This window comes from Providencia sp. Me31A (assembly GCF_050487165.1).
In the GTDB taxonomy this organism is placed as follows: domain Bacteria; phylum Pseudomonadota; class Gammaproteobacteria; order Enterobacterales; family Enterobacteriaceae; genus Providencia.
The window spans coordinates 1-21,679 of record NZ_JBKQGZ010000038.1 but is presented as its reverse complement, the minus strand read 5'-3'; the positions used below and the strand labels follow the sequence as shown (position 1 = coordinate 21,679).

The window sequence follows — 21,679 nt, the reverse complement described above, 5'->3', positions numbered from 1 at the left end:
TAGATTATTGAGGATCAAAGCAAGAGGTTATCGAAATCAAGAACGATTTAAAACAGCAGTGATGTTTCACTATGGTAATTTAGATATGGGATTTTGAGTCTGACCACCATGATCGGGGAAGACCCTTGTATATACAGTTATAAAGTAAAATATTTCTTCTTTGCAATGATCTTTTTTCTTAGTGTGTCTAACTGAATCGCTGAACGCACCATTTTTTTAATTCCAATGGAAATAACAACCTAGCGGATAATTAGAATAATTATCATTCAATATTTCATATTCACTACATATTGTGTGGTTGAAAAAAATTAAACCCATATATAGTATTCGTATATCAAACCTCTTATTAATGATGTTCTACAAAATTCAAAAGGTGAATGATATGACTGAGATTACCATTTATAGTAAACCCAACTGCGTTCAATGTAATGCAACCTACCAAGCCTTAGATCGCAAACAAATCCCCTATCAGGTTATCGACCTTACTGAAGACATTCAGGCTCTTGAAATGATTAGGGAATTAGGCTATCAACAGGTGCCTGTCGTCGTCGCTGGAGAGCAACATTGGTCTGGTTTTCGACCCGATATGATTAATCTTTTAGCAGCGTAAAAAACTGATGACAACGGAATCACTCATCTATTTTTCCAGCCGTTCGGGGAATTGCCATCGCTTTATAGAAAAGCTTGGTCTACCCGCAACGCGATTACCCATTGGATTCGATGGAAATAGTGTTATCGCTACGCAACCCTATGTTTTATTACTGCCAACATACGGCGGCGGTGGTTCAAAAGGTGCGGTACCTAAAGAAGTGATCCAATTCCTAAACATTGAAGTTAACCGCACGCTTATTCGTGGCGTCATTGCTGCGGGTAATACTAACTTTGGTGATGCCTATGCCATTGCAGGGAACATTGTCGCACAAAAATGCCGTATTCCTTACCTTTATCGTTTTGAACTTCTAGGCACAGAAAAAGATGTTCAATCCGTTAAAAATGGCCTAGAAACGTTTTGGCAACGTGCCCATAAATAGAGTTATTTCAAATGGATAAAATGCAAAGTACCACTGATGTTGATTATCATGCCCTTAATGCTATGTTGAATTTATATGATAGCGAAGGCCATATTCAATTTAATAAAGATAAAGAGGCTGCACATCATTACTTTCGACAGCATGTGAATCAAAACACAGTATTTTTCCATGACTTAAAAGAAAAGCTCGATTTCTTAGTGCAAGAAAACTATTACGAAAGCCGAGTATTAGAACAATATGATTTTGACTTCATCAAATCATTATTTAAACAAGCTTATGCCCATAAATTTCGTTTTCAAACTTTTCTGGGTGCATTTAAATATTACACCAGCTATACCTTAAAGACCTTTGATGGTAAACGTTATCTTGAACGTTATGAAGACCGAGTTTGTATGGTGGCATTAACTCTTGCCCAAGGGTCTGAGCCGCTTGCCAAGTTATACGTCGATGAAATCATTACCGGCCGTTTTCAACCTGCCACACCGACCTTTCTTAATTGTGGTAAAAAACAAAGAGGTGAACTAATTTCTTGTTTTCTATTAAGAATAGAAGACAACATGGAATCTATTGGTCGCTCAGTAAATTCAGCGTTGCAGCTATCCAAACGCGGTGGCGGCGTTGCTTTTCTTATGACCAATTTGCGGGAACAAGGCGCCCCAATAAAATTAATTGAAAACCAATCGTCTGGTGTTGTTCCTATCATGAAAATGCTTGAGGATGCATTTTCCTATGCGAATCAATTAGGAGCCCGTCAAGGTGCAGGAGCTGTTTATTTACATGCTCATCATCCTGATATTATGCGCTTTCTAGATACCAAACGTGAAAATGCAGACGAAAAGATACGGATAAAAACCCTGTCTTTAGGAGTCGTGATCCCAGATATCACATTCCAATTAGCCAAAGATAACCAAAGTATGTATTTGTTTTCACCTTATGATGTCGAACGTGTATATGGCGTCCCAATGTCAGAAATAAGTGTAACGGAAAAATACCATGAAATGGTTAATAATAAAGCGATAAAAAAATATAAAATCAACGCTCGAGAGTTTTTCCAAACTTTAGCTGAAATTCAATTCGAATCTGGCTATCCCTATATCTTATTTGAAGATACCGCTAACCGAGAAAATCCCATTGCAGGTCGAATTAATATGAGCAACTTATGCTCAGAAATACTGCAAGTCAATCGCCCTAGCCTTTATGAAGACGATTTAAGCTATCAACAAATTGGTAAAGACATTAGCTGCAATCTAGGGTCAATGAATATTGCAAAAACGATGGACTCCCCTAATTTCGCGCAATCCATTGATGCTGCTGTGCGGGCACTTACTGCCGTTTCAGATATGAGTGACATTCGCTCTGTGCCTTCCATTGCCCAAGGCAATCGCCAGTCCCATGCCATTGGCTTAGGACAAATGAATTTACACGGTTACCTTGCAAGAGAGCATATTCATTATGGCTCCGAAGAAGCACTCGATTTTACCAATATCTATTTTTATACCGTCACTTATTACGCACTAAAAACATCCAATCAATTAGCGATTGAGAGGAAAACTGCCTTTGTGGGTTTCGAGCACTCAACTTACGCTTCTGGTGACTATTTTGATAAATATATCAACAATCTTTGGTTACCAAAAACCCAAACCGTACAGGACTTATTCCGACGTTCGGGCATCGAAATTCCGACTCGTGAAGATTGGTTGTCCTTAAAGCAATCCGTCATTACCTACGGAATTTACAATCAGAACTTACAAGCGATCCCCCCTACGGGTTCAATTTCCTATATCAATAATTCAACATCGAGTATTCACCCTATTGTTTCTCGTATTGAGATCCGTAAAGAAGGAAAGATTGGTCGAGTTTATTACCCGGCACCCTTTATGGATAACGAAAATCTCGAATACTATCAAGATGCCTACCAAATCGGGCCAGAAAAAATTATTGATACTTACGCTATGGCAACTCAACACGTTGACCAAGGCTTATCTTTAACTCTGTTTTTTAAAGATGATGCCACGACGCGTGATATTAATCGGGCGCAAATATACGCTTGGCGTAAAGGAATAAAAACATTGTATTACATACGATTACGTCAAACCGCACTGGAAGGTACTGAAGTTGATGGTTGCGTATCTTGTACTTTGTGATAGGAAAAAATATGATCAATAAAACATCTCCGGCTCCTGTTAAAGCAATTAACTGGAACCGTATTCAAGATGATAAAGACCTTGAAGTTTGGAACCGCCTAACCTCTAATTTTTGGTTACCTGAAAAAGTGCCTTTATCCAATGATATTCCCTCATGGAATACCCTAACACCCGATGAGCAAAAACTGACTATCCGTGTCTTTACTGGCCTAACCTTACTCGACACAATACAAAATACGTTAGGGGCTCCTTGCCTTATGCCTGATGCACAAACGCCTCATGAAGAGGCCGTTTTATCGAATATTAGTTTTATGGAAGCGGTACACGCTCGCTCTTATAGCTCTATTTTCTCGACATTATGTTCCACCAGCGATGTCGATGATGCCTATCGCTGGAGTGAAGAAAATACTGCCTTGCAGAATAAAGCTAAAATTATCCTTTCTTATTATTGCGATTCACATCCATTAAAGAAAAAGGTCGCTAGTGTATTTTTAGAGTCATTTCTTTTTTATTCTGGTTTTTATTTACCCATGTATTGGTCAAGTCGAGGAAAATTAACTAATACAGCAGATTTAATTCGTTTAATTATTCGGGATGAAGCTATTCATGGCTACTACATTGGGTATAAGTTCCAAAAATCATTACAACAGTATGACGAAAAAACAAAAAATGAAATTAAGGATTTTACCTTTTCATTATTATTTGACTTATATGAAAATGAAGCTAACTATACCCAAGAACTTTATGACTCTGTAGGTTGGACAGAAGATGTAAAAAAATTCCTACATTATAATGCCAACAAAGCACTAATGAATTTAGGCTATGAAGCCTTGTTTCCAGATACAGTCACTAATGTTAGTGCAGCAATATTATCTGCATTATCTCCAGATGCAAATGAAAACCATGATTTCTTCTCGGGTTCAGGCTCGTCTTATATTATAGGCAAAGCTGTCAGCACAGAAGATGATGATTGGGACTTTTAATCAATTGATTAATTTGTTTTATTTGTGATTCATTTTTCACTTAAAATTATACCATGATGAATAATAACAACTTTATTTATCATGGTATTTTTACCGTTCAAATAACAATCAAATCACTTCGTTTTTTATACATAAATCTGTTTAATCACTCATTTTTAATGAACTAATTAGGCAATCAAGCTCGCATCCCTCATATGTTCAATAAGATAAACTTATGCTTTATGGGTTATGTCTTATATTTTTTTATGGATTTCCAAGCTTTATATTCGCACGCAAAAAATAATTCAATTAAAAGCAATTAGCTACCTTATACATCTAACCCGATAGCACAATAAATTTAACCCCACCAATGAGTTAACTCTCCTCTTCCTTTACCCTCTCTATTTTTAATTAATGAAATTATTGTTTTTTATTTAATAAATAAAACTGATTTTCTACATAATATTTTTGATTAATTATGCTTAACCAAGGGTTGTCAGCCAGTTTTATTATGCTAGGGTTTATTGCTTGTGAAATTTACTAATAATTTAAATCGGAGAAATAAAAACTAAACCATAATGATCAAACCCACCAAACTAAATATAGGAATTTCTGCCCTAATAAATTCAAACCGATAGTTAGCTTAAAATACTTTCACTGACTATCACAAAAGAATTAATCACATTCAATTTGAGCAACCTTTTCCTTATTGATTGAAAACTGGGTAAATAATATATGGCAATAAAGTTAGAAGTTAAGAATTTATATAAAATATTTGGGGAAAATCCTGATCAAGCATTTAAGCTTTTGGAATCAGGAATGAACAAAGATGATATCTTCGAAAAAACAGGCCTAACAGTAGGAGTTCAGGATGTTAATCTGACGATTGAAGAAGGCGAAATCTTCGTTGTAATGGGGCTCTCCGGCTCGGGAAAATCAACATTGGTGCGCCTCCTCAATCGCCTGATAGAACCTACAATTGGGCAAGTCATGATTGATGGCGAAGATATTTCGAATATCTCTGACAAAGCCTTGCGTGAAGTTAGGCGTACTAAAATTAGTATGGTGTTCCAATCTTTTGCATTGATGCCCCATATGAATGTCATTGATAACACGGCTTTTGGTATGGAGCTCTCTGGTATATCAAAGGAAGAACGTCACCAAAAGGCGATGGATGCACTAAAACAAGTTAACCTCGAAAAATGGGCTAACTCTTATCCTGATGAGCTATCAGGCGGGATGCGCCAACGTATAGGACTCGCTCGAGCACTTGCTAATGACCCTGATATTCTCTTGATGGATGAAGCTTTCTCTGCGCTTGATCCGCTAATTCGTACCGAAATGCAAGATGAACTGCTCTCTTTGCAAGGAGATAAACAACGTACCATCGTGTTTATTTCCCATGACCTTGATGAGGCTATGAGAATTGGTGACCGCATCGCTATCATGCAAGGCGGCGTCGTTGTACAAGTGGGCACGCCAGATGAAATTCTCAATAATCCCGCAAATGATTATGTCAAAACATTCTTCCGTGGTGTGGATATTAGCCAAGTATTTAGTGCCAAAGATATTGCACGCAGGCGCCCTGATGCCCTTTTGCATATTGCGCCTGGCTTTGGCCCACGATCAGCACTAAAAGTGCTTAATGATGAAGACCGCTACCATGGCTATTTGATCTCTCGAGGTCATACTTTTGCGGGTGTGGTTTCTATTGAATCACTGGAAAAAGCCCTCCATGAAAAAGCAGGTATTGAAGCAGCCATTTTGCCTGATATTGAACCTATTCAAGGGGATACATCATTAAATGAGGTCATCTCTACCATTGCACAAGCCCCATGTGCCGTTCCCGTCGTTAACGAGAAAAACCGTTATTTGGGTGTGATTTCGAAAGGAATGTTGCTGCAAGCTCTGGATAAGGAGACGCCAAATGAGTAATCAAAATCAACAACATGATATCAATCAACAAGACCCGTGGGCTGATACAGAAGTGCAAGAAACACCAGCACAGACACCTAGCACCGATATCTCTGATGATCCTTGGGCTGCAAGCTCAGATTCTAGTCAAGTTTCATCGGACGACCCATGGGGAAGTGCTTCAACCTCAGATGCTTCAGCCGATGCAAGTGGTAGCGACTGGTTAGATGCCGTACCAACTGATGGTGCTTCAACTTCTTCATTTGATTTGATGGACCCATTTCAGCACACATTAGTGCCATTAGATTCGTGGGTTACCCACGGTATTGATTGGGTGGTACAAAATTTCCGCCCTGTGTTCCAAGGTATTCGAGCGCCTATTGACTTTATCCTCAGCGGGTTCGAACAGTTTTTAACGGCCTTACCATCTCCTGTTGCCATCATTTTATTTGCCCTATTGGCATGGCAATTTGCTGGAAAAACGATGGGGATTGCAACATTTATTTCAATGATAGCCATTGGAGCGATCGGTGCATGGTCTGAGGCAATGGTGACATTATCATTAGTATTAACGTCGCTTCTGTTCTGTATTGTCATTGGTTTACCACTGGGAATATGGTTAGCGCGTAGTGATAAAGCTGCAAAAGTGATCCGGCCGCTACTTGATGCGATGCAAACGACACCAGCATTTGTCTATTTAGTACCTATCGTTATGTTGTTTGGTATTGGTAACGTTCCTGGCGTCGTGGTCACCATTATTTTTGCTTTACCGCCAATTATTCGTTTAACCATTTTAGGGATCAAACAAGTTCCTGCGGATCTCATTGAAGCGGCTGAGTCTTTTGGTGCCAGCCCAAGCCAGATGTTATTCAAAGTTCAATTGCCATTAGCCATGCCAACGATTATGGCAGGGGTAAACCAAACCTTGATGCTCGCATTATCGATGGTCGTTATTGCCTCCATGATTGCAGTAGGTGGTTTAGGCCAAATGGTATTACGTGGAATTGGACGACTGGATATGGGGCTAGCCTCCGTTGGTGGTGTAGGGATAGTCATTCTTGCCATTGTCTTAGACCGTTTCACTCAATCTTTAGGACAAGATGCCCGAGCTAAAACGACCGCCCGTTGGTATCAAAAAGGACCTATTGGGCTTATCACTCGCCCATTTAGTAAAAAATAAATACATTCACCGCATCCTCCATCCACGACAGAGCCACAAGCTGGCTCTTCGCTTGAGTCTCAAAGCGAAAAACTAAAAGAGAAGGATAAACCTATAATGAAAAAAACGATTATTTTAGCCACTGCCCTTACTGCAATTCTTAGTACTTCAATAGCAAGCGCTGAATCATTGCCGGGCAAAGGCATCAAAATTAACCCGGTACAAAGCACTATCAGTGAGGAAACCTTTCAGACTTTAATTGTCTCTAAAGCGCTTGAAAAATTAGGCTATGACGTTACCCCGATAAAAGAAGTGGATTACAACGTTGCTTATGCATCTATTGCCAACGGCGATGCAACCTTTCTTGCTGTTAATTGGGTACCTTTACATGATGCTCAATATAACGCAGCCGGTGGTGACAACGCATTTTATCGTCAGGGTAACTATGTAGTAAATGCGGCTCAAGGGTATTTAATCGATAAAAAAACGGCTGAAAAATACCATATAACTAACCTTGAACAACTCAAAGACCCTAAAATCGCCAAACTGTTTGATGCTAATGGAAATGGTAAAGCAGACTTAACCGGTTGTAACCCAGGCTGGGGGTGTGAAGCGGCTATTAACGCCCATTTAAAAGCATATGGTCTTGAAAAATTAGTCGACCATAATCAGGGAAACTACGCAGCCATGATGGCGGATACCATCACTCGCTATAAAGAAGGTAAACCCATTTTCTATTATACATGGACACCTTACTGGATAAGTGATGTATTAAAACCGGGCCGTGATGTTGTCTGGTTAGAAGTGCCATTTTCAGCAATGCCAAATGGTGATAAAACTGACACCACTTTGCCTAATGGCAAAAACTACGGTTTTTCACCCAATACCATGCACATCGTTGCGAATAAAAAATGGGCGGCTGACAACCCAGCAGCGGCTAAGTTATTTGCTATCATGAAACTGCCGATTGCCGATGTGAACGCGCAAAACTTAAGAATGCATAATGGTGAAGCTTCCCAGGCAGATATCGAGCGCCATGCAAACGCATGGATTAAAGCCCACCAAGCAACATTTGATGATTGGATAGCCCAAGCAAAACAAGCTGCTAAATAGACTAAATTAGCCATTAAAACTATTAAATGCCATCTTCCAGCAAGATGGCATTTTTTTATCGAAAGCTAAAAGTAATAAACGTAAACTTCACGCTTTCTATATAATAATGATCTAGTTATTAATGAGTAAATAAATAATGAAACAAACTCAAACGGCTGAGCTAACTACGGGTCTAACTATTTTAATGGCGATTGCGACGGGCTTAGTTGTCGCAAGCAATTACTATGCTCAACCCTTATTAGATACCATTGCACAGCAATTTAACCTAACAACCAATACGGCTGGTTTTATCGTTACCGCAGCCCAACTAGGTTACGCAGTCGGTTTGCTTTTTTTAGTTCCTTTAGGGGATCTATTCGAACGTAAAAACCTAATTCTCACCATGACCTTTCTTTCTGCATTAGGTTTATTGATTACGGCTCTTTCAAATAATGTATGGCAAATCCTATTAGGTACAGCTCTCACTGGTTTATTTTCTGTCGTTGCGCAAGTATTAATTCCGCTTGCGGCATCGATTGCAAAACCACATAAGCGAGGTAAAGCTGTTGGCATCATCATGAGTGGATTACTACTGGGTATTTTACTGGCTAGAACCATTTCTGGTGCTGTTGCGATGATTGGGGGCTGGCGAGCTATCTATTATGTTGCTTTTGCTTTACTTATCTTATTAATGATCATCATGGCAATTAAATTGCCTCGTTATCATCAAAAAGCTAATCTCAACTATTTTCAGTTACTAGGCTCTATAGGTCGCCTATTTTTTGGCACGCCAATACTTGCGGTTAGAGCCTCGCTTGGCGCCTTATCTTTTGCCAATTTTGGCCTTTTATGGACCGCAATGGCTTTTTTGCTAGCCAGTCCACCTTTTAATTACTCTGAGGGAACCATTGGTTTATTTGGTCTTGTCGGCGCAGCTGGCGCACTCATGGCCTCCCAAGCAGGTCACCTTGTCGATAAAGGTAAAGGTAAGCTAATCACCACAATAGGGTTAATTCTGTTGATATTATCGTGGATTCCTATCGGGTTAGCTAAGCACTCCCTTCTAGCCTTTATCATTGGTATTTTAGTTCTCGATCTTGCAGTACAAGCTGTTCATGTGACAAACCAGAGTACCTTATATCGTATTTTACCAGAAGCACGTAACCGTCTTACCGCAGGCTATATGACTAGCTATTTCATTGGCGGGGCATTGGGCTCTTTACTCTCCGGCTATGCATACGAACATGCTGGTTGGGAAGGTGTTGCGATCTCAGGCTTGGCTCTAACCGCTATCAGCTTAGTTATTTGGGCAATTGGTGTTCGCTTTGATCCTGTCATCACTCCGACTGATGAGTAACTCATCTTCATAAAAACGCTGATGATGCGTCATAGTAATATCATCAGCGCACCTTATATATAAAAAAATATAATGTATTTGAATAGTTCTCAATAAATATACCAACTGAATATATTAGATATATCATCTATATACTTATATAATAGTTATCTATCGTTATAGTAACCAGAGAAAAAGTTAGCAAATGACACTGTTAAACAAATACTATGTCTCTATAAAAAGGTATACTCGTTATTAATTAATACAGTCATAACCCAGCAATTTAAAAGCTACTATTTTTAAATTAAAATCAAAGGTATATACATTAATTGCGATTGTTTTTTACTATAGAAAAGTAACGTGGAGTTAACGTAATGTGACTATTTATCGTTTTATATGATTTTATTTAATATCTAAACAGCCTCTATTTTGGCTATTTTATAACCAGATATAACCAAAAAAGCAAAAAATATTGATTGGTCTATACTGAAATCTATAAATTACATTCATATAATTTATAGGTGGTGTATCATTATCAAAATAAAATCGGCGATATTAATTAAGTATAATTGCTAATTCTAGCTTTTAATATACCATTTAGATGATTGATAGCAGTTGTAATCTTACCAGTTAAAAATTAATAAGGTATCCAAATAATGGAAAGTTCATTTACACCCACTGAAGATTTATTGAACGCTCGCGTCGCACAGCAAGATCGACAAGAAAAAAAAATCCCGTATCAAGAAATTTTATTAACGCGTCTATGCATGCATGTGCATGGAAAATTACTTGAGTCTCGCAACAATATGTTAAGAGCCCAAGGCATTAATGAAACATTATTCATGGCATTAATGATCCTAGATACAAAAGACTCTCGTAGCATTCAACCTTCTGAGCTCAGTGCTGCCCTTGGCTCTTCTAGAACCAATGCAACGCGCATCGCAGATGAACTTGAGAAAAATGGCTGGATTGAACGTAAAGAAAGCCATAATGATAGACGCTGCCTTCACTTACATTTAACAGAAAAAGGCGCTGACTTTTTAAACGGCCTGCTACCGCCTCAACACGGCGCAATTACTGATATCTGGTCTGTTTTAGATGCAGATGAAAAACAACAATTTGATAAGCTAATGCGTAAATTACTAACAAAACTGGACACTATAAAAAATTAACCGCTTTTTTATTAAGGTTAATGTATTTGAGGCATTCTTAAACTTACAGGTGAAAAAAAACTTTTCAGCCAACAATATTTCATTATCCTTTCATCTTTATGCTTTGCTACATCCCATCAAGCAGCAAAATTTTTAGTAGTCTCAGTTTCCAGTGGTTAACAATTAACTACTGGAAACAATCGTGACCCTTATCCATCCAAAATGGAGTAATACCAGTATGAGTTCCCCTGAGGAAATGCAACAAACGCAAGCCCCCCAACGAAATAAGAAAAGACAGCGCAGAAATGCTCTCGTTTTTTTAATGCTAATTTTTATTATTATTGGTGTTGGCTGGGCCGTTTATTGGTATCTGGTACTTCGCCATTATGAGTCAACCGATAACGCCTATGTTGCAGGTAATCAAGTTCAAATCCAATCCCAAGTATCGGGAAGCGTCATGACAGTCAATGTTGATAATACTGACTTTGTCAAAAGTGGTACTGTGTTAGTTGAACTTGACCCCCGCGATGCCGAATTAGCGCTTGAAAAAGCCAAGACAGAACTTGCTAATAGTGTGCGCCAAACCCGCCAGCACATGATTAACAGCCGTCAGCTACAAGCTAACATTGACGTTAAACGTTCAGAACTTAGCCGTTTACAAAATGATTTAAAACGCCGTGAAGTTTTAGGTAGCACCAATGTAATTGGTAAAGAAGAATTACAACATGCCAGAGAATCTGTGATCAGTGCTACAGCGGCTTTAGATGTGGCTATTGAACAATATAATGCAAACCAAGCCATTGTTTTGAACACCGATATCGCACAACAACCAGCGGTAGAACAAGCGGCAACTCAAGTCAGAAATGCGTGGTTGGCATTACAACGCACCAAAATCGTCAGCCCAGTTGATGGCTATGTTTCTCGCCGGAGCGTACAAATTGGCTCACAAATCACACCATCCACACCTTTAATGGCGATTGTTCCATCTAATGGCATGTGGATTGATGCCAATTTTAAAGAAACCCAACTGGCAGATATGCGTATTGGTCAACCCGCCAAAGTCACAACAGACTTCTATGGTAAAAAGATTGAATTCAAAGGGACTGTCGTTGGCTTAGACATGGGAACGGGTAGTGCATTTTCTTTATTACCTGCACAGAATGCCAGTGGTAACTGGATCAAAGTCGTACAACGTCTCCCTGTGCGAATTGCATTAGATGCCGCGCAATTAGAAGAATACCCTCTGCGTATAGGATTATCCACAGAAGTCACCGTCAATACCTTAGATAAAGAAGGGAAAGTCCTTTCCAAAGGGATGCGAGACGCTCCGGCATACCATACTGCTGCACTGGCCGTTGACCTTACACCTGCGGATAAAATGGTTACTGAGATAATTAATAATAACTCAGGTAACAAATAAGTGGAGGTGCAACCGTGGTAACAGCACCTTTAACGGGATCAAAACTGGCTTGGATGACAATCGCCCTTTCATTGGCAACCTTTATGCAAGTCCTTGACTCAACAATTGCTAATGTGGCAATCCCTACGATTGCGGGTAACTTAGGCGCCTCTAACTCGCAAGGGACTTGGGTGATCACTTCGTTCGGTGTTGCAAACGCGATCTCCATCCCTGTCACTGGCTGGTTAGCACGCCGCATCGGCGAGGTTAGACTATTTTTATGGTCTACAGGTTTGTTTGCCTTAACTTCATGGCTATGTGGCATCTCTGGCAGCTTAGAGATGCTTATTTTATTCCGCGTCTTACAAGGTTTAGTCGCAGGGCCGCTAATTCCATTATCTCAAAGCTTACTTCTCAACAACTATCCTCCAGCCAAGCGAAGCATGGCATTAGCGTTGTGGTCTATGACCATCGTTGTTGCACCAATTTGTGGTCCCATTCTTGGTGGCTATATTAGTGATAATTATCATTGGGGCTGGATATTCTTTATCAACGTCCCCTTTAGTGTCGCCATCATCTTTGCCATCATGCGAACCCTAAAAGGACGCGAGACAAAAATATCTATTCAACGTATTGATACTGTTGGGCTAGTCTTACTTGTCGTCGGCATTGGAGCCTTGCAAATCATGCTTGACCAAGGTAAAGAATTAGATTGGTTTAACTCAACGGAAATCATTATTCTCACGGTGATAGCGGTTGTTGCCATTGCTTTCTTAATTGTTTGGGAGCTAACCGACGACCATCCAGTTATTGACCTTTCTTTGTTTAAAGAACGTAATTTTACCATTGGTTGTTTATCCTTAAGCCTCGCCTATATGCTGTATTTTGGCACTATCGTATTATTGCCTCAGCTACTACAAGAGGTGTACGGCTATACCGCAACATGGGCAGGCTTAGCCTCTGCACCTGTTGGTTTGTTGCCATTGCTTATCACGCCAATTATTGGAAAATTTGGTAATCGAATTGACATGCGCTACCTAGTGACATTCAGCTTTATTATCTATGCTGTTTGTTATTATTGGCGTGCTTATACCTTTGAGCCTGATATGGGCTTTGCCGCTGCGGCATGGCCACAATTTGTTCAAGGGTTGGCGATTGCTTGCTTCTTTATGCCATTAACCACGATCACCTTATCGGGGTTACCGCCAGAAAAAATGGCATCCGCATCCAGTTTGTCTAACTTTACACGAACATTAGCAGGTGCCATCGGTACCTCCATTACTACCACCATGTGGACACAACGTGAAGCTATGCATCATGAAAATCTCACTGAATTTGTCAATCCATACAACCCAAACTCGCAGCATATGTACAGCGAATTAGCCCAAATTGGCATGAATGAGCAACAAAGTGCGGCTTATTTAGCGAAAACCATTACAGACCAAGGTCTGATTATGTCTGCCAATGAAATTTTTTGGCTATCCGCAGGGATCTTCATCTTATTAATGGTGATTGTTTGGTTCGCTAAACCGCCATTTGGTGCAGGATCAAAAGATGGCGGTGGTGCTCACTAATTCGCCACCTCTCAATCAAACCCCACAAGCTTTATGTGGGGTTATTTTTTGCTTATTAATTCCCCATCCAATAAACTTAGCCAATAATCCACGTTTAAGGTAAATTATGGAAAATACGAGATCATGGATAGACAACAGCCAAGTATTAACACTTATCAATTCAATGGATGAAAGCCAAGCTGAACAATATCGAGGTAAATTAATTGACTATGTAAATCAATACCAAGAAATTTACCCATTTGATATTCTTGATGACGTCCAAGCATATATGCAGCTAAAACTAGAGGCTGATGACCTTGATTTTCGTTCAGTCCCGCAAGAAATCACTCAAGCGATAGAGGATGGATATTATGAATATTGCTGGAGTTTAAATGAAATTTCTGCTGCCTATAAAATCGTCATCAAAGCAACCCCCTTAACTCGCTCAGACCTAATCGATTTTTCAAGCCATTTATTAGAAGCCTATTTTTGCAATCATGATGACGAAGAATTCTTAGCCTCTAAATTGGTCGAATTAGCTAACTTATTCAATTAATCCCCTTTATTTCAGATATAAAAAAACCATACATAGTCGGTTATACAACCTTTTTATGTATGGCTTCAGATATCTTATAACGAAAAATTATTATTTAACGTGGTTTTGCTGCCACCACTGCGCCAACATAATTCCCGTTGCAACAGACACATTCAAGCTTTCTACTTTACCTGTTCCACCAATAAACAAACTCATATCCCCTTTGTCCCATGTACTATCGCTTAGACCATCGCTCTCTTGGCCTAAAACTAAGACCATTTTGGCAGGTAACTTAGCTTTAGCCAGATCTTGGCTGCCTTTGTGGCTAGATGTGGTCACAATGGTATAGCCTGCTTTACGGAATTTATCCAAGGTATCAGTCAGCCCATCAGCATCAATCGCTGTAATATGCTCCGCACCACCTTCCGCAGTACGGATCGCCGCACCGGACTCCAACATGCCTGCGTCTTGCAAAATAACGCCTTTCACGCCAAAGTGAGCACAGCTACGCATCATTCCGCCTAAGTTATGTGGGTTACCCACATCTTCTAATGCTAATACGCAATCTTTATCTGCGGCTTGCTGTAAGTATGTATCCGCACTCATTCCACCGCGTTTTTTGATAATAAAACATACACCGCCGTGGTGTTCGGTACCTGATGCTTTTGCTAATTCTTCATCATCAACAACATGGTATGCCTTGCGGTTGGCTGCCATCCATTTTAATGCGTCACGAAAACGGGGGGTCACTGACTGTAAAAACCATGCGCGAACAATCGCATCTGGACGGTTTTTAAACATTGCTTGGCAAGCATTTTCACCATAAATACGCGTTTCTTCTTGACGTTGCTTACGCAGTTGCTCCGGATCAATCTGACTTTTACCAACAATACCACCATGATCATTCACTAATTCTTCACTATCCGGCTTCGACACTGTACGCCACGGTGAACGTTCACGAGGTGCGTTATCACGGTTGTCAGAACGGCGCTCTGAACGACCACCTTCAGGGCGGTTTGAACGACTACCTCGGTCATTATGGCTGCCACCTCGTCTGTCAGCCCCGCGCTTATCATTACTACGACGATCATCACGATCACCGCCGCGGCGCTTATCGCCACCTTTCTTGTTGTCCTGTTCTTCACTGCGGACATACATCACTTTTACTTTGCCGTTTTTACCACTAAAATCATTCGTGTCGTTCATCACTATCCCCTACTAAGCTATGGCGCGAAGATTACATGATGTTGCAAGGCTACGCCACCGATTCACGCTATTATCTCACCGAAAACTTATTGAATATACTTCTATCGTATAGAAATCGTTTTGCGTACAATGTGTACCTTATTTTTGTGGCCCTAAAAAACGTAACTCAACATGACCTCTAATGCAGTTTACCACCTTCGCCAACAACGTCTGGCATTATCAACTAAACCTTTTAAAGCAAGAGGTTGTCGAGTGAAACGCTGTCAGTTTTGCTTATTACCTATTCCGCAGTGCCTATGCCAAGACACCGTATCATCACACGCTAAAAGTCAATTTTGCTTAATCATGTTTGATGGCGAGGTATTTAAGCCAAGCAATACCGGTAAACTTATTGCTGATGTATTACCAGATACACTTGCATTTCAGTGGTCAAGAACAGAGCCAGATGCTAAATTGCTAGCGGCACTGCAAGATACAACTCGGCAACCCTATCTTGTTTTTCCAGAAAGTTACGCACAAAATGACCGAATCGTGGTAAATGAGCCAACAATCTCACATAAACCTGCGCTGTTTATTCTCTTAGATGGTACATGGCCAGAAGCCCGTAAAATGTTTCGCAAAAGCCCTTACCTCAATGATATTCCGATTATTTCAATTAACACTAAAGCCCGAACAGATTATTTATTGCGCACACCATCAAGGGAAGAACAACATTGCACTGCAGAAGTGGCAGCAACTGTTTTAGAATTAGCGGGCGATATCAATGCATCTTTGCAATTATTTAGTCACTTTAACTTATTTCGACAAAAATACCTTGAAGGCAAGCCACATCATCCGCTTGCTCAAATGGCATTAGATGAAACAATACCCTAACTATTTTTAAGCACAGCCTCATCTTTTTTGCAGGGCAACACTAAGAAATACTAAATTTCAGATAACCTTCATGATAAAACGTGAAGGTGCTTGTATAAATAAACTAAATTCACAGGATAAACTAGCGCAATCTAAAAGATAGGGCATAGTATTCATAAGTATTGCTCAGCTTCTTTTTATCTATTGAACATTTATTTCGTTCAACAAAGCAAAGGTTATTTACCATGGGTTTAGTCAGCCAGCTAGAATCATTATTTAGACCAAAATCTATTGTTGTCATCGGGGCATCTGAAAACCCTAGCCGTGCAGGCTCGGTTATGATGAAAAACCTGCTCTCCAGTGGTTTTAAAGGGCCGATACTTCCTGTTAACCCCAACCGCAACTCCATACTTGGTGTGCTCGCTTACCCCTCTATTGATAAACTTCCTCTTAAACCAGACCTTGCCGTCATTTGTACCCATTATTCACGCAATATTGCGTGCTTACAGCAATTAGGTGAGGCAGGCTGTAAAGTCGTCATTATTTTATCATCCCCATCTATTCAATTTAATAACCTGAAAAAAGTCGCTCAGCAATATCAAATTCGCTTACTTGGCCCTAATAGCTTAGGCTTTCTCGCTCCATGGCAAGGGCTTAATGCGAGCTTTTCACCTATTCCAATTCTAAAAGGAAAGCTGGCTTTTATCTCTCAATCAGCTGCTGTTTCCAATGCTGTTCTCGATTGGGCAAGGCATCGTGATATTGGTTTTTCTTATTTCATCGCCCTTGGCGACAGTATCGATATTGATATTGATGATTTATTAGATTATTTAGCACGAGACAGCAAAACGAGTGCAATTTTACTTTATTTAGAAAATATTAGTGATGCTAGGCGCTTCCTATCATCTTCTCGGAGTGCATCACGTAACAAACCTATATTAGTTATAAAAAGCGGCCGGACACGTAAAGCCCAAGAATTGCTAGGGGATAAACCTAGTTTAGATGCCGCTTATGATGCAGCAATTCAACGTGCAGGTCTTTTACGAGTACAAGACACCCATGAGATGTTTTCTGCGGTTGAAACATTAAGCTATATGACGCCATTGAGAGGTGAGCGCCTCTCCATTATGAGTAATGGCTCTGCACCTGCTGCGATGGCACTTGATGAGTTGTTACTGCGCAATGGTAAACTCGCCAAATTAAGTATAGCAACTGAAAACGAATTAAGCGCCTTATTACCCCTTGATCTATCACCCCAAAACCCAATAGATCTTGGAGATGACTCAACCGTTGAACGCTATATCAACGTGTTAAATAAAATGCTTGATAGCCATGATCATGATGCCTTGTTATTGATCCACACCCCAAGTGCGATAACTGAAAGCAAAATGATGGCTGAAAAAATTATTAAAGTGATTAAACAGCACCCTCGAGGTAAATGGCTAACTATTCTTACCAACTGGTGTGGTGAATATTCATCTCAAGAAGCTCGCCGGCTTTTTAGCGAAGCAGGTATCCCTACTTATCGTACCCCTGAAGGGGCAATTACTGCCTATATGCATATGGTGGAATATCGCCGCAACCAAAAACAACTCAAAGAAACCCCCGCGCTTCCCATTGGTATTACGGCAAACACCCAGCAAGCTCATGAGTATATCCAACAAGCATTAAAAAATAACAAATTACATCTGGATACTCATGAAGTCCAACCCATCCTAGAGGCCTATGGCTTAAATAGTCTCTCTACATGGATAGCACACTCAAGTGATGAAGCTATTGAAATTGCAAAAAAAATTGGTTATCCCGTCGCCTTAAAATTACGCTCTCCAGATATCGTACATAAATCTGAAGTTCAAGGGGTAATGCTTTACCTACGTAATGCTAAAGAAGTAGAGGATGCAGCCAAAGCCATTATTGAGCGAGTTTCTACTAACTTCCCCAATGCCCGAATTGAAGGACTACTAGTACAAAGCATGGCTAACCGTGCAGGTGCCCAAGAACTAAGGATTGCAGTAGAGTTAGATCCCGTTTTTGGTTTATTGATCATGTTAGGTGAAGGGGGCATTGAGTGGCAACAAGAAAGCCAAGCTGCGGTTGCTTTACCCCCACTAAATATGGCCTTAGCACGTTATCTCGTCATTAATGCCATCAAGGGCTATAAAATAAAATCCCGCGGTGCGTTAGAACCATTAAATATCATTGGCCTGTCTAGTTTGCTCGTTCGTGTTTCGAACCTAATTATTGATTGCCCTAACATTACACGACTCGATATTCACCCACTATTAGCTTCAGGCGATGAGTTTACCTTACTTGATGTATCAATGACATTAAGCCCAACAGATAGCGCGACAACCTATAGGCTTGCTATTCGCCCGTACCCAAGCGAGCTTGAGGAAACAATTATTTTAAAAGAAGATTTAACTTGTCTATTACGGCCTATTCTTCCCGAAGATGAACCACTGCTAAAATCTTTTATAGAACAAGTGACTAAAGAAGATCTCTATTACCGTTATTTTAGTGAGATCAGTGAGTTTACCCATGATGACCTAGCTAATATGACCCAAATTGATTATGACCGAGAAATGGCATTTGTAGCGGTAAAAAACCAAGATACCAGCCCAGAAATTATCGGAGTAACTCGCGCAATGGCTGACCCTGATAACCAAGAAGCTGAGTTTGCAGTGCTGGTGCGTTCAGATATGAAAGGGCAGACTCTCGGTTATCAATTAATGCAGAAATTACTTAATTATACCCGAAACCGTGGCATTAAAAAATTAACCGCTATAACCATGCCTGAAAATCGTAATATGATAAGCCTAGCCAAAAAATTAGGTTTTGAAATTGATATTCAGTTTGAAGATGGAGTCGTAAACTTAACCCTTCATCTATAAATTTCATAAAGGAATAGCATAACCTGTATACTCATTAAACAACTGGTCAATTTATTCTAAATGGTTTGGCTAAATATGCTATCATCCATGGATCATTCGCTTAAAATGTGCGTAAAGCGATTTGCTATTTGACTAATAAGAGAAAATTTACACTGTGATGTTGTCAAAATTAAAACAAGCAAAACATCAACAATATTTGGCATGTTTACCTAAACTGTCTCAAAACGTTGCTGATGTTAAAACGCTATATAAGACAGAAGATTTTCGTGTTGAACTGCTTAAACAGATCTCTCAAGCTCAAAATACTATCTACATAACGGCTTTGTACTTAGAGAAAGATGATGCAGGTAAAGACGTACTTCATGCGCTATATGCGGCTAAACAAGCTAATACATCATTGGATATCAAAATTCTCGTAGACTGGCATCGTGCTCAACGAGGGCGGATCGGGGTTACTGCAAATGTAACTAATGCCGATTGGTATTATGATGTTGCTCAGCATTACCCTGATATCGAAATTCCTATTTATGGTATTCCTGTCAATACACGAGAAGCGCTTGGTGTATTGCACCTCAAAGGTTTTTTATTTGATAATACCTTGCTATATAGCGGAGCAAGTATTAATGATGTGTATTTACAACGCCATGACAAGTATCGTTATGATAGATACCACCTTATTAAAAATGAGCAACTCACTGCATCAATGAAAAAATTTATTGATGACGCATTATTACCCGTCGATGCCGTCAATTTGCTCAATACCGAAACTCGACCTAAGACAGCGGAATTCAAACATTTAATCAAGCAATTTCGCTTAGGTTTAAGGGGAACGTCTTACCAATTTACAGGAAATGCATCAAATGACGTATTATCTGTTACACCGTTTGTCGGCCTTGGTAAGAAAAACGATTTAAACCGCGTCATCACCCACTTAATGGGCTCTACCAGTAATAAATTGACGATCTGCACACCTTATTTCAATTTACCAGCGGTTTTAGTCAGGATCATTAGTCGGTTATTGCGTGATGGTAAACAGGTAGAAATTATTATTGGTGATAAAACTGCTAACGATTTTTATATTCCCCCAGAAGAACCTTTTAAAATTATCGGTGCATTACCTTATCTCTATGAAATCAATTTACGTCGTTTTGTCAGCCGGTTACAACGTTTTATTGACAGTAAACAGCTAACAGTAAGACTCTGGAAAGATGGAGATAATACCTATCACTTAAAAGGTATGTGGGTTGATAATCATTGGCAACTAATCACAGGCAATAACTTAAACCCTCGTGCGTGGGGCTTAGATCTTGAAAATGCAGTATTAATTCATGATCCTAAACAAGAGTTACAAGATCAACGTAGTCACGAACTGGAATGTATCCGTACCCATACAAAAGTTGTCAGCCATTATCGAGAACTTGATAGTATTCAAACCTATCCTGTGAAAGTGAAAAAGCTCATTCGTAGGCTTCGCCGGATACGAGTAGATCGGTTAATTAGTCGGATCTTATAATACATATCAATTTAGCGTCACTTAAGTGGCGCTTTTTATATTCATTACCTGGATAATGATACTTAATATGTTTAAGCCATTAATCTTTAGCTTACTAATATCTTCCATCGCAGGATGCAACGGTTTTCATTGGTCCAATGATAATTGGAAAGGTAAAGACAAAGCACAACATTTTGCATTTTCTGCCGCTATGGCCGCTGCTGGAAATGCCTATGCCGATAGACAAAACATGGGGCACAGAGAGGCCGCGCAATTCGGGATTTTATTTTCAGTTTCATTAGGCGCGGTCAAAGAATTATATGATAGTCGGCCTGAAGGTACTGGTTGGAGTTGGCATGATTTTGCTTATGATATCGCTGGAGCCGTTGCTGGATACAGTTTGTACCAATCATTCAAATAATCCCTACTATTCCCCCTAATAATTTATTCATACATTTCGTTCTCTATCGAAGTAACTATAAATACATCCCTATATTAAGTAAGCCTTACAAACATAAAAAGACTTTATGATCGCTATACGATATTCCAGAACAAGATCTAAAGATCGATATTGGCAACAAGTACAATGCTATAAATCAATCAGCCATTACAGGCCTAACGTTTTTTAATAAGCTATTGCTAGCTGCTTTTCATTCATTGGAATCATTCATCATGTCAACAGAGATAAAGGAACAGTGATATTTATTTTTAGAGATAGCTCAGGTTTAACAAAATTGCAATTGCCTGTATCTTTAAAAATTAATAGATAAAGATGTCAACGAATTAAAAATAAAGCACAAAAAAAACCCCGTGATGAAAATCACGGGGCTTTCTATAAGTGGCGGAACGGACGGGACTCGAACCCGCGACCCCCTGCGTGACAGGCAGGTATTCTAACCAACTGAACTACCGCTCCACTTATTCTTTTTGCCTTTCGGCAGCTTACTGCTATTGAGCAATAA

The 21,679-nt window shown here is 39.7% G+C and carries 17 protein-coding genes and 1 tRNA gene; 16 read left to right on the top strand and 2 right to left on the bottom strand.

All coding sequences use genetic code 11. From position 1 onward, the window contains the following. Positions 1 to 382: 382 nt before the first annotated feature. The 12 genes from nrdH to ACLPIE_RS21320 all read left to right on the top strand — a co-directional run bounded on the left by nrdH (position 383) and on the right by ACLPIE_RS21320 (position 14,297). Positions 383 to 610 (top strand): glutaredoxin-like protein NrdH, encoded by a 228-nt coding sequence (gene nrdH, locus ACLPIE_RS21375; protein WP_430263689.1) that lies wholly within the window; start codon positions 383 to 385, stop codon positions 608 to 610. A 7-nt stretch (positions 611 to 617) separates the two neighbouring features. Further along, entirely contained in the window at positions 618 to 1,031 is a 414-nt protein-coding gene (gene nrdI, locus ACLPIE_RS21370; RefSeq protein WP_430263688.1) for a class Ib ribonucleoside-diphosphate reductase assembly flavoprotein NrdI, read from the top strand. A gap of 11 nt (positions 1,032 to 1,042) precedes the next feature. After that, complete coding sequence (gene nrdE, locus ACLPIE_RS21365) at positions 1,043 to 3,175, top strand: class 1b ribonucleoside-diphosphate reductase subunit alpha (RefSeq protein ID WP_430263687.1); 2,133 nt, start codon at positions 1,043 to 1,045, stop codon at positions 3,173 to 3,175. Between the two features lie 11 nt (positions 3,176 to 3,186). Then, positions 3,187 to 4,158: a class 1b ribonucleoside-diphosphate reductase subunit beta gene (gene nrdF / locus ACLPIE_RS21360; protein WP_430263686.1), complete on the top strand. Its 972-nt coding sequence runs from the start codon at positions 3,187 to 3,189 to the stop codon at positions 4,156 to 4,158. 714 nt (positions 4,159 to 4,872) lie between these two features. After that, a complete protein-coding gene (gene proV / locus ACLPIE_RS21355) occupies positions 4,873 to 6,072 on the top strand; it encodes a glycine betaine/L-proline ABC transporter ATP-binding protein ProV (RefSeq protein ID WP_430263685.1) in 1,200 nt (399 codons plus the stop codon). Then, positions 6,065 to 7,231, top strand: a complete 1,167-nt coding sequence (proW, locus tag ACLPIE_RS21350; RefSeq protein ID WP_430263684.1) for a glycine betaine/L-proline ABC transporter permease ProW — start codon at positions 6,065 to 6,067, stop codon at positions 7,229 to 7,231. The genes proV and proW overlap by 8 nt, the downstream gene beginning before the upstream one ends. Before the next feature lie 96 nt (positions 7,232 to 7,327). Continuing rightward, positions 7,328 to 8,323 carry a glycine betaine/L-proline ABC transporter substrate-binding protein ProX gene (proX, locus tag ACLPIE_RS21345; protein ID WP_430263683.1) on the top strand — a complete coding sequence of 332 codons (996 nt, stop codon included), beginning with the start codon at positions 7,328 to 7,330 and terminating at the stop codon, positions 8,321 to 8,323. Positions 8,324 to 8,459: 136 nt separating this feature from the next. Continuing rightward, positions 8,460 to 9,659: an MFS transporter gene (locus ACLPIE_RS21340; protein WP_430263682.1), complete on the top strand. Its 1,200-nt coding sequence runs from the start codon at positions 8,460 to 8,462 to the stop codon at positions 9,657 to 9,659. 635 nt (positions 9,660 to 10,294) lie between these two features. Then, on the top strand, positions 10,295 to 10,810 hold the full coding sequence (gene mprA / locus ACLPIE_RS21335; protein ID WP_430263681.1) for a transcriptional repressor MprA: 516 nt from the start codon (positions 10,295 to 10,297) through the stop codon (positions 10,808 to 10,810). Between the two features lie 217 nt (positions 10,811 to 11,027). Further along, positions 11,028 to 12,209, top strand: coding sequence for a multidrug efflux MFS transporter periplasmic adaptor subunit EmrA (emrA, locus tag ACLPIE_RS21330; protein WP_430263680.1), 1,182 nt, complete (start codon positions 11,028 to 11,030; stop codon positions 12,207 to 12,209). 14 nt (positions 12,210 to 12,223) lie between these two features. Beyond that, positions 12,224 to 13,762 (top strand): multidrug efflux MFS transporter permease subunit EmrB, encoded by a 1,539-nt coding sequence (gene emrB / locus ACLPIE_RS21325; RefSeq protein ID WP_430263679.1) that lies wholly within the window; start codon positions 12,224 to 12,226, stop codon positions 13,760 to 13,762. 106 nt (positions 13,763 to 13,868) lie between these two features. Beyond that, the gene (locus ACLPIE_RS21320) at positions 13,869 to 14,297 is read left to right on the top strand and encodes a hypothetical protein (RefSeq protein ID WP_430263678.1); all 429 of its coding nucleotides are present in this window, start codon (positions 13,869 to 13,871) and stop codon (positions 14,295 to 14,297) included. A 90-nt stretch (positions 14,298 to 14,387) separates the two neighbouring features. On the opposite strand, the gene ACLPIE_RS21315 is transcribed toward ACLPIE_RS21320, so the two are convergent. Then, the gene (locus ACLPIE_RS21315) at positions 14,388 to 15,482 is read right to left on the bottom strand and encodes a tRNA/rRNA methyltransferase (protein WP_430263677.1); all 1,095 of its coding nucleotides are present in this window, start codon (positions 15,480 to 15,482) and stop codon (positions 14,388 to 14,390) included. Between the two features lie 171 nt (positions 15,483 to 15,653). On the opposite strand from ACLPIE_RS21315, the gene ACLPIE_RS21310 reads away from it, so the two are divergent. The 4 genes from ACLPIE_RS21310 to ACLPIE_RS21295 all read left to right on the top strand — a co-directional run bounded on the left by ACLPIE_RS21310 (position 15,654) and on the right by ACLPIE_RS21295 (position 21,138). Then, a complete protein-coding gene (locus ACLPIE_RS21310; RefSeq protein WP_430263676.1) occupies positions 15,654 to 16,355 on the top strand; it encodes a tRNA-uridine aminocarboxypropyltransferase in 702 nt (233 codons plus the stop codon). A 224-nt stretch (positions 16,356 to 16,579) separates the two neighbouring features. Then, positions 16,580 to 19,225, top strand: a complete 2,646-nt coding sequence (locus tag ACLPIE_RS21305) for a bifunctional acetate--CoA ligase family protein/GNAT family N-acetyltransferase (RefSeq protein ID WP_430263675.1) — start codon at positions 16,580 to 16,582, stop codon at positions 19,223 to 19,225. Positions 19,226 to 19,382: 157 nt separating this feature from the next. Then, on the top strand, positions 19,383 to 20,738 hold the full coding sequence (pssA, locus tag ACLPIE_RS21300; RefSeq protein ID WP_430263674.1) for a CDP-diacylglycerol--serine O-phosphatidyltransferase: 1,356 nt from the start codon (positions 19,383 to 19,385) through the stop codon (positions 20,736 to 20,738). A gap of 67 nt (positions 20,739 to 20,805) precedes the next feature. Further along, the gene (locus ACLPIE_RS21295; RefSeq protein WP_430263673.1) at positions 20,806 to 21,138 is read left to right on the top strand and encodes a YfiM family lipoprotein; all 333 of its coding nucleotides are present in this window, start codon (positions 20,806 to 20,808) and stop codon (positions 21,136 to 21,138) included. Positions 21,139 to 21,556: 418 nt separating this feature from the next. On the opposite strand, the gene ACLPIE_RS21290 is transcribed toward ACLPIE_RS21295, so the two are convergent. Continuing rightward, a tRNA-Asp gene (locus ACLPIE_RS21290) sits at positions 21,557 to 21,633 on the bottom strand. Positions 21,634 to 21,679: the final 46 nt, after the last annotated feature.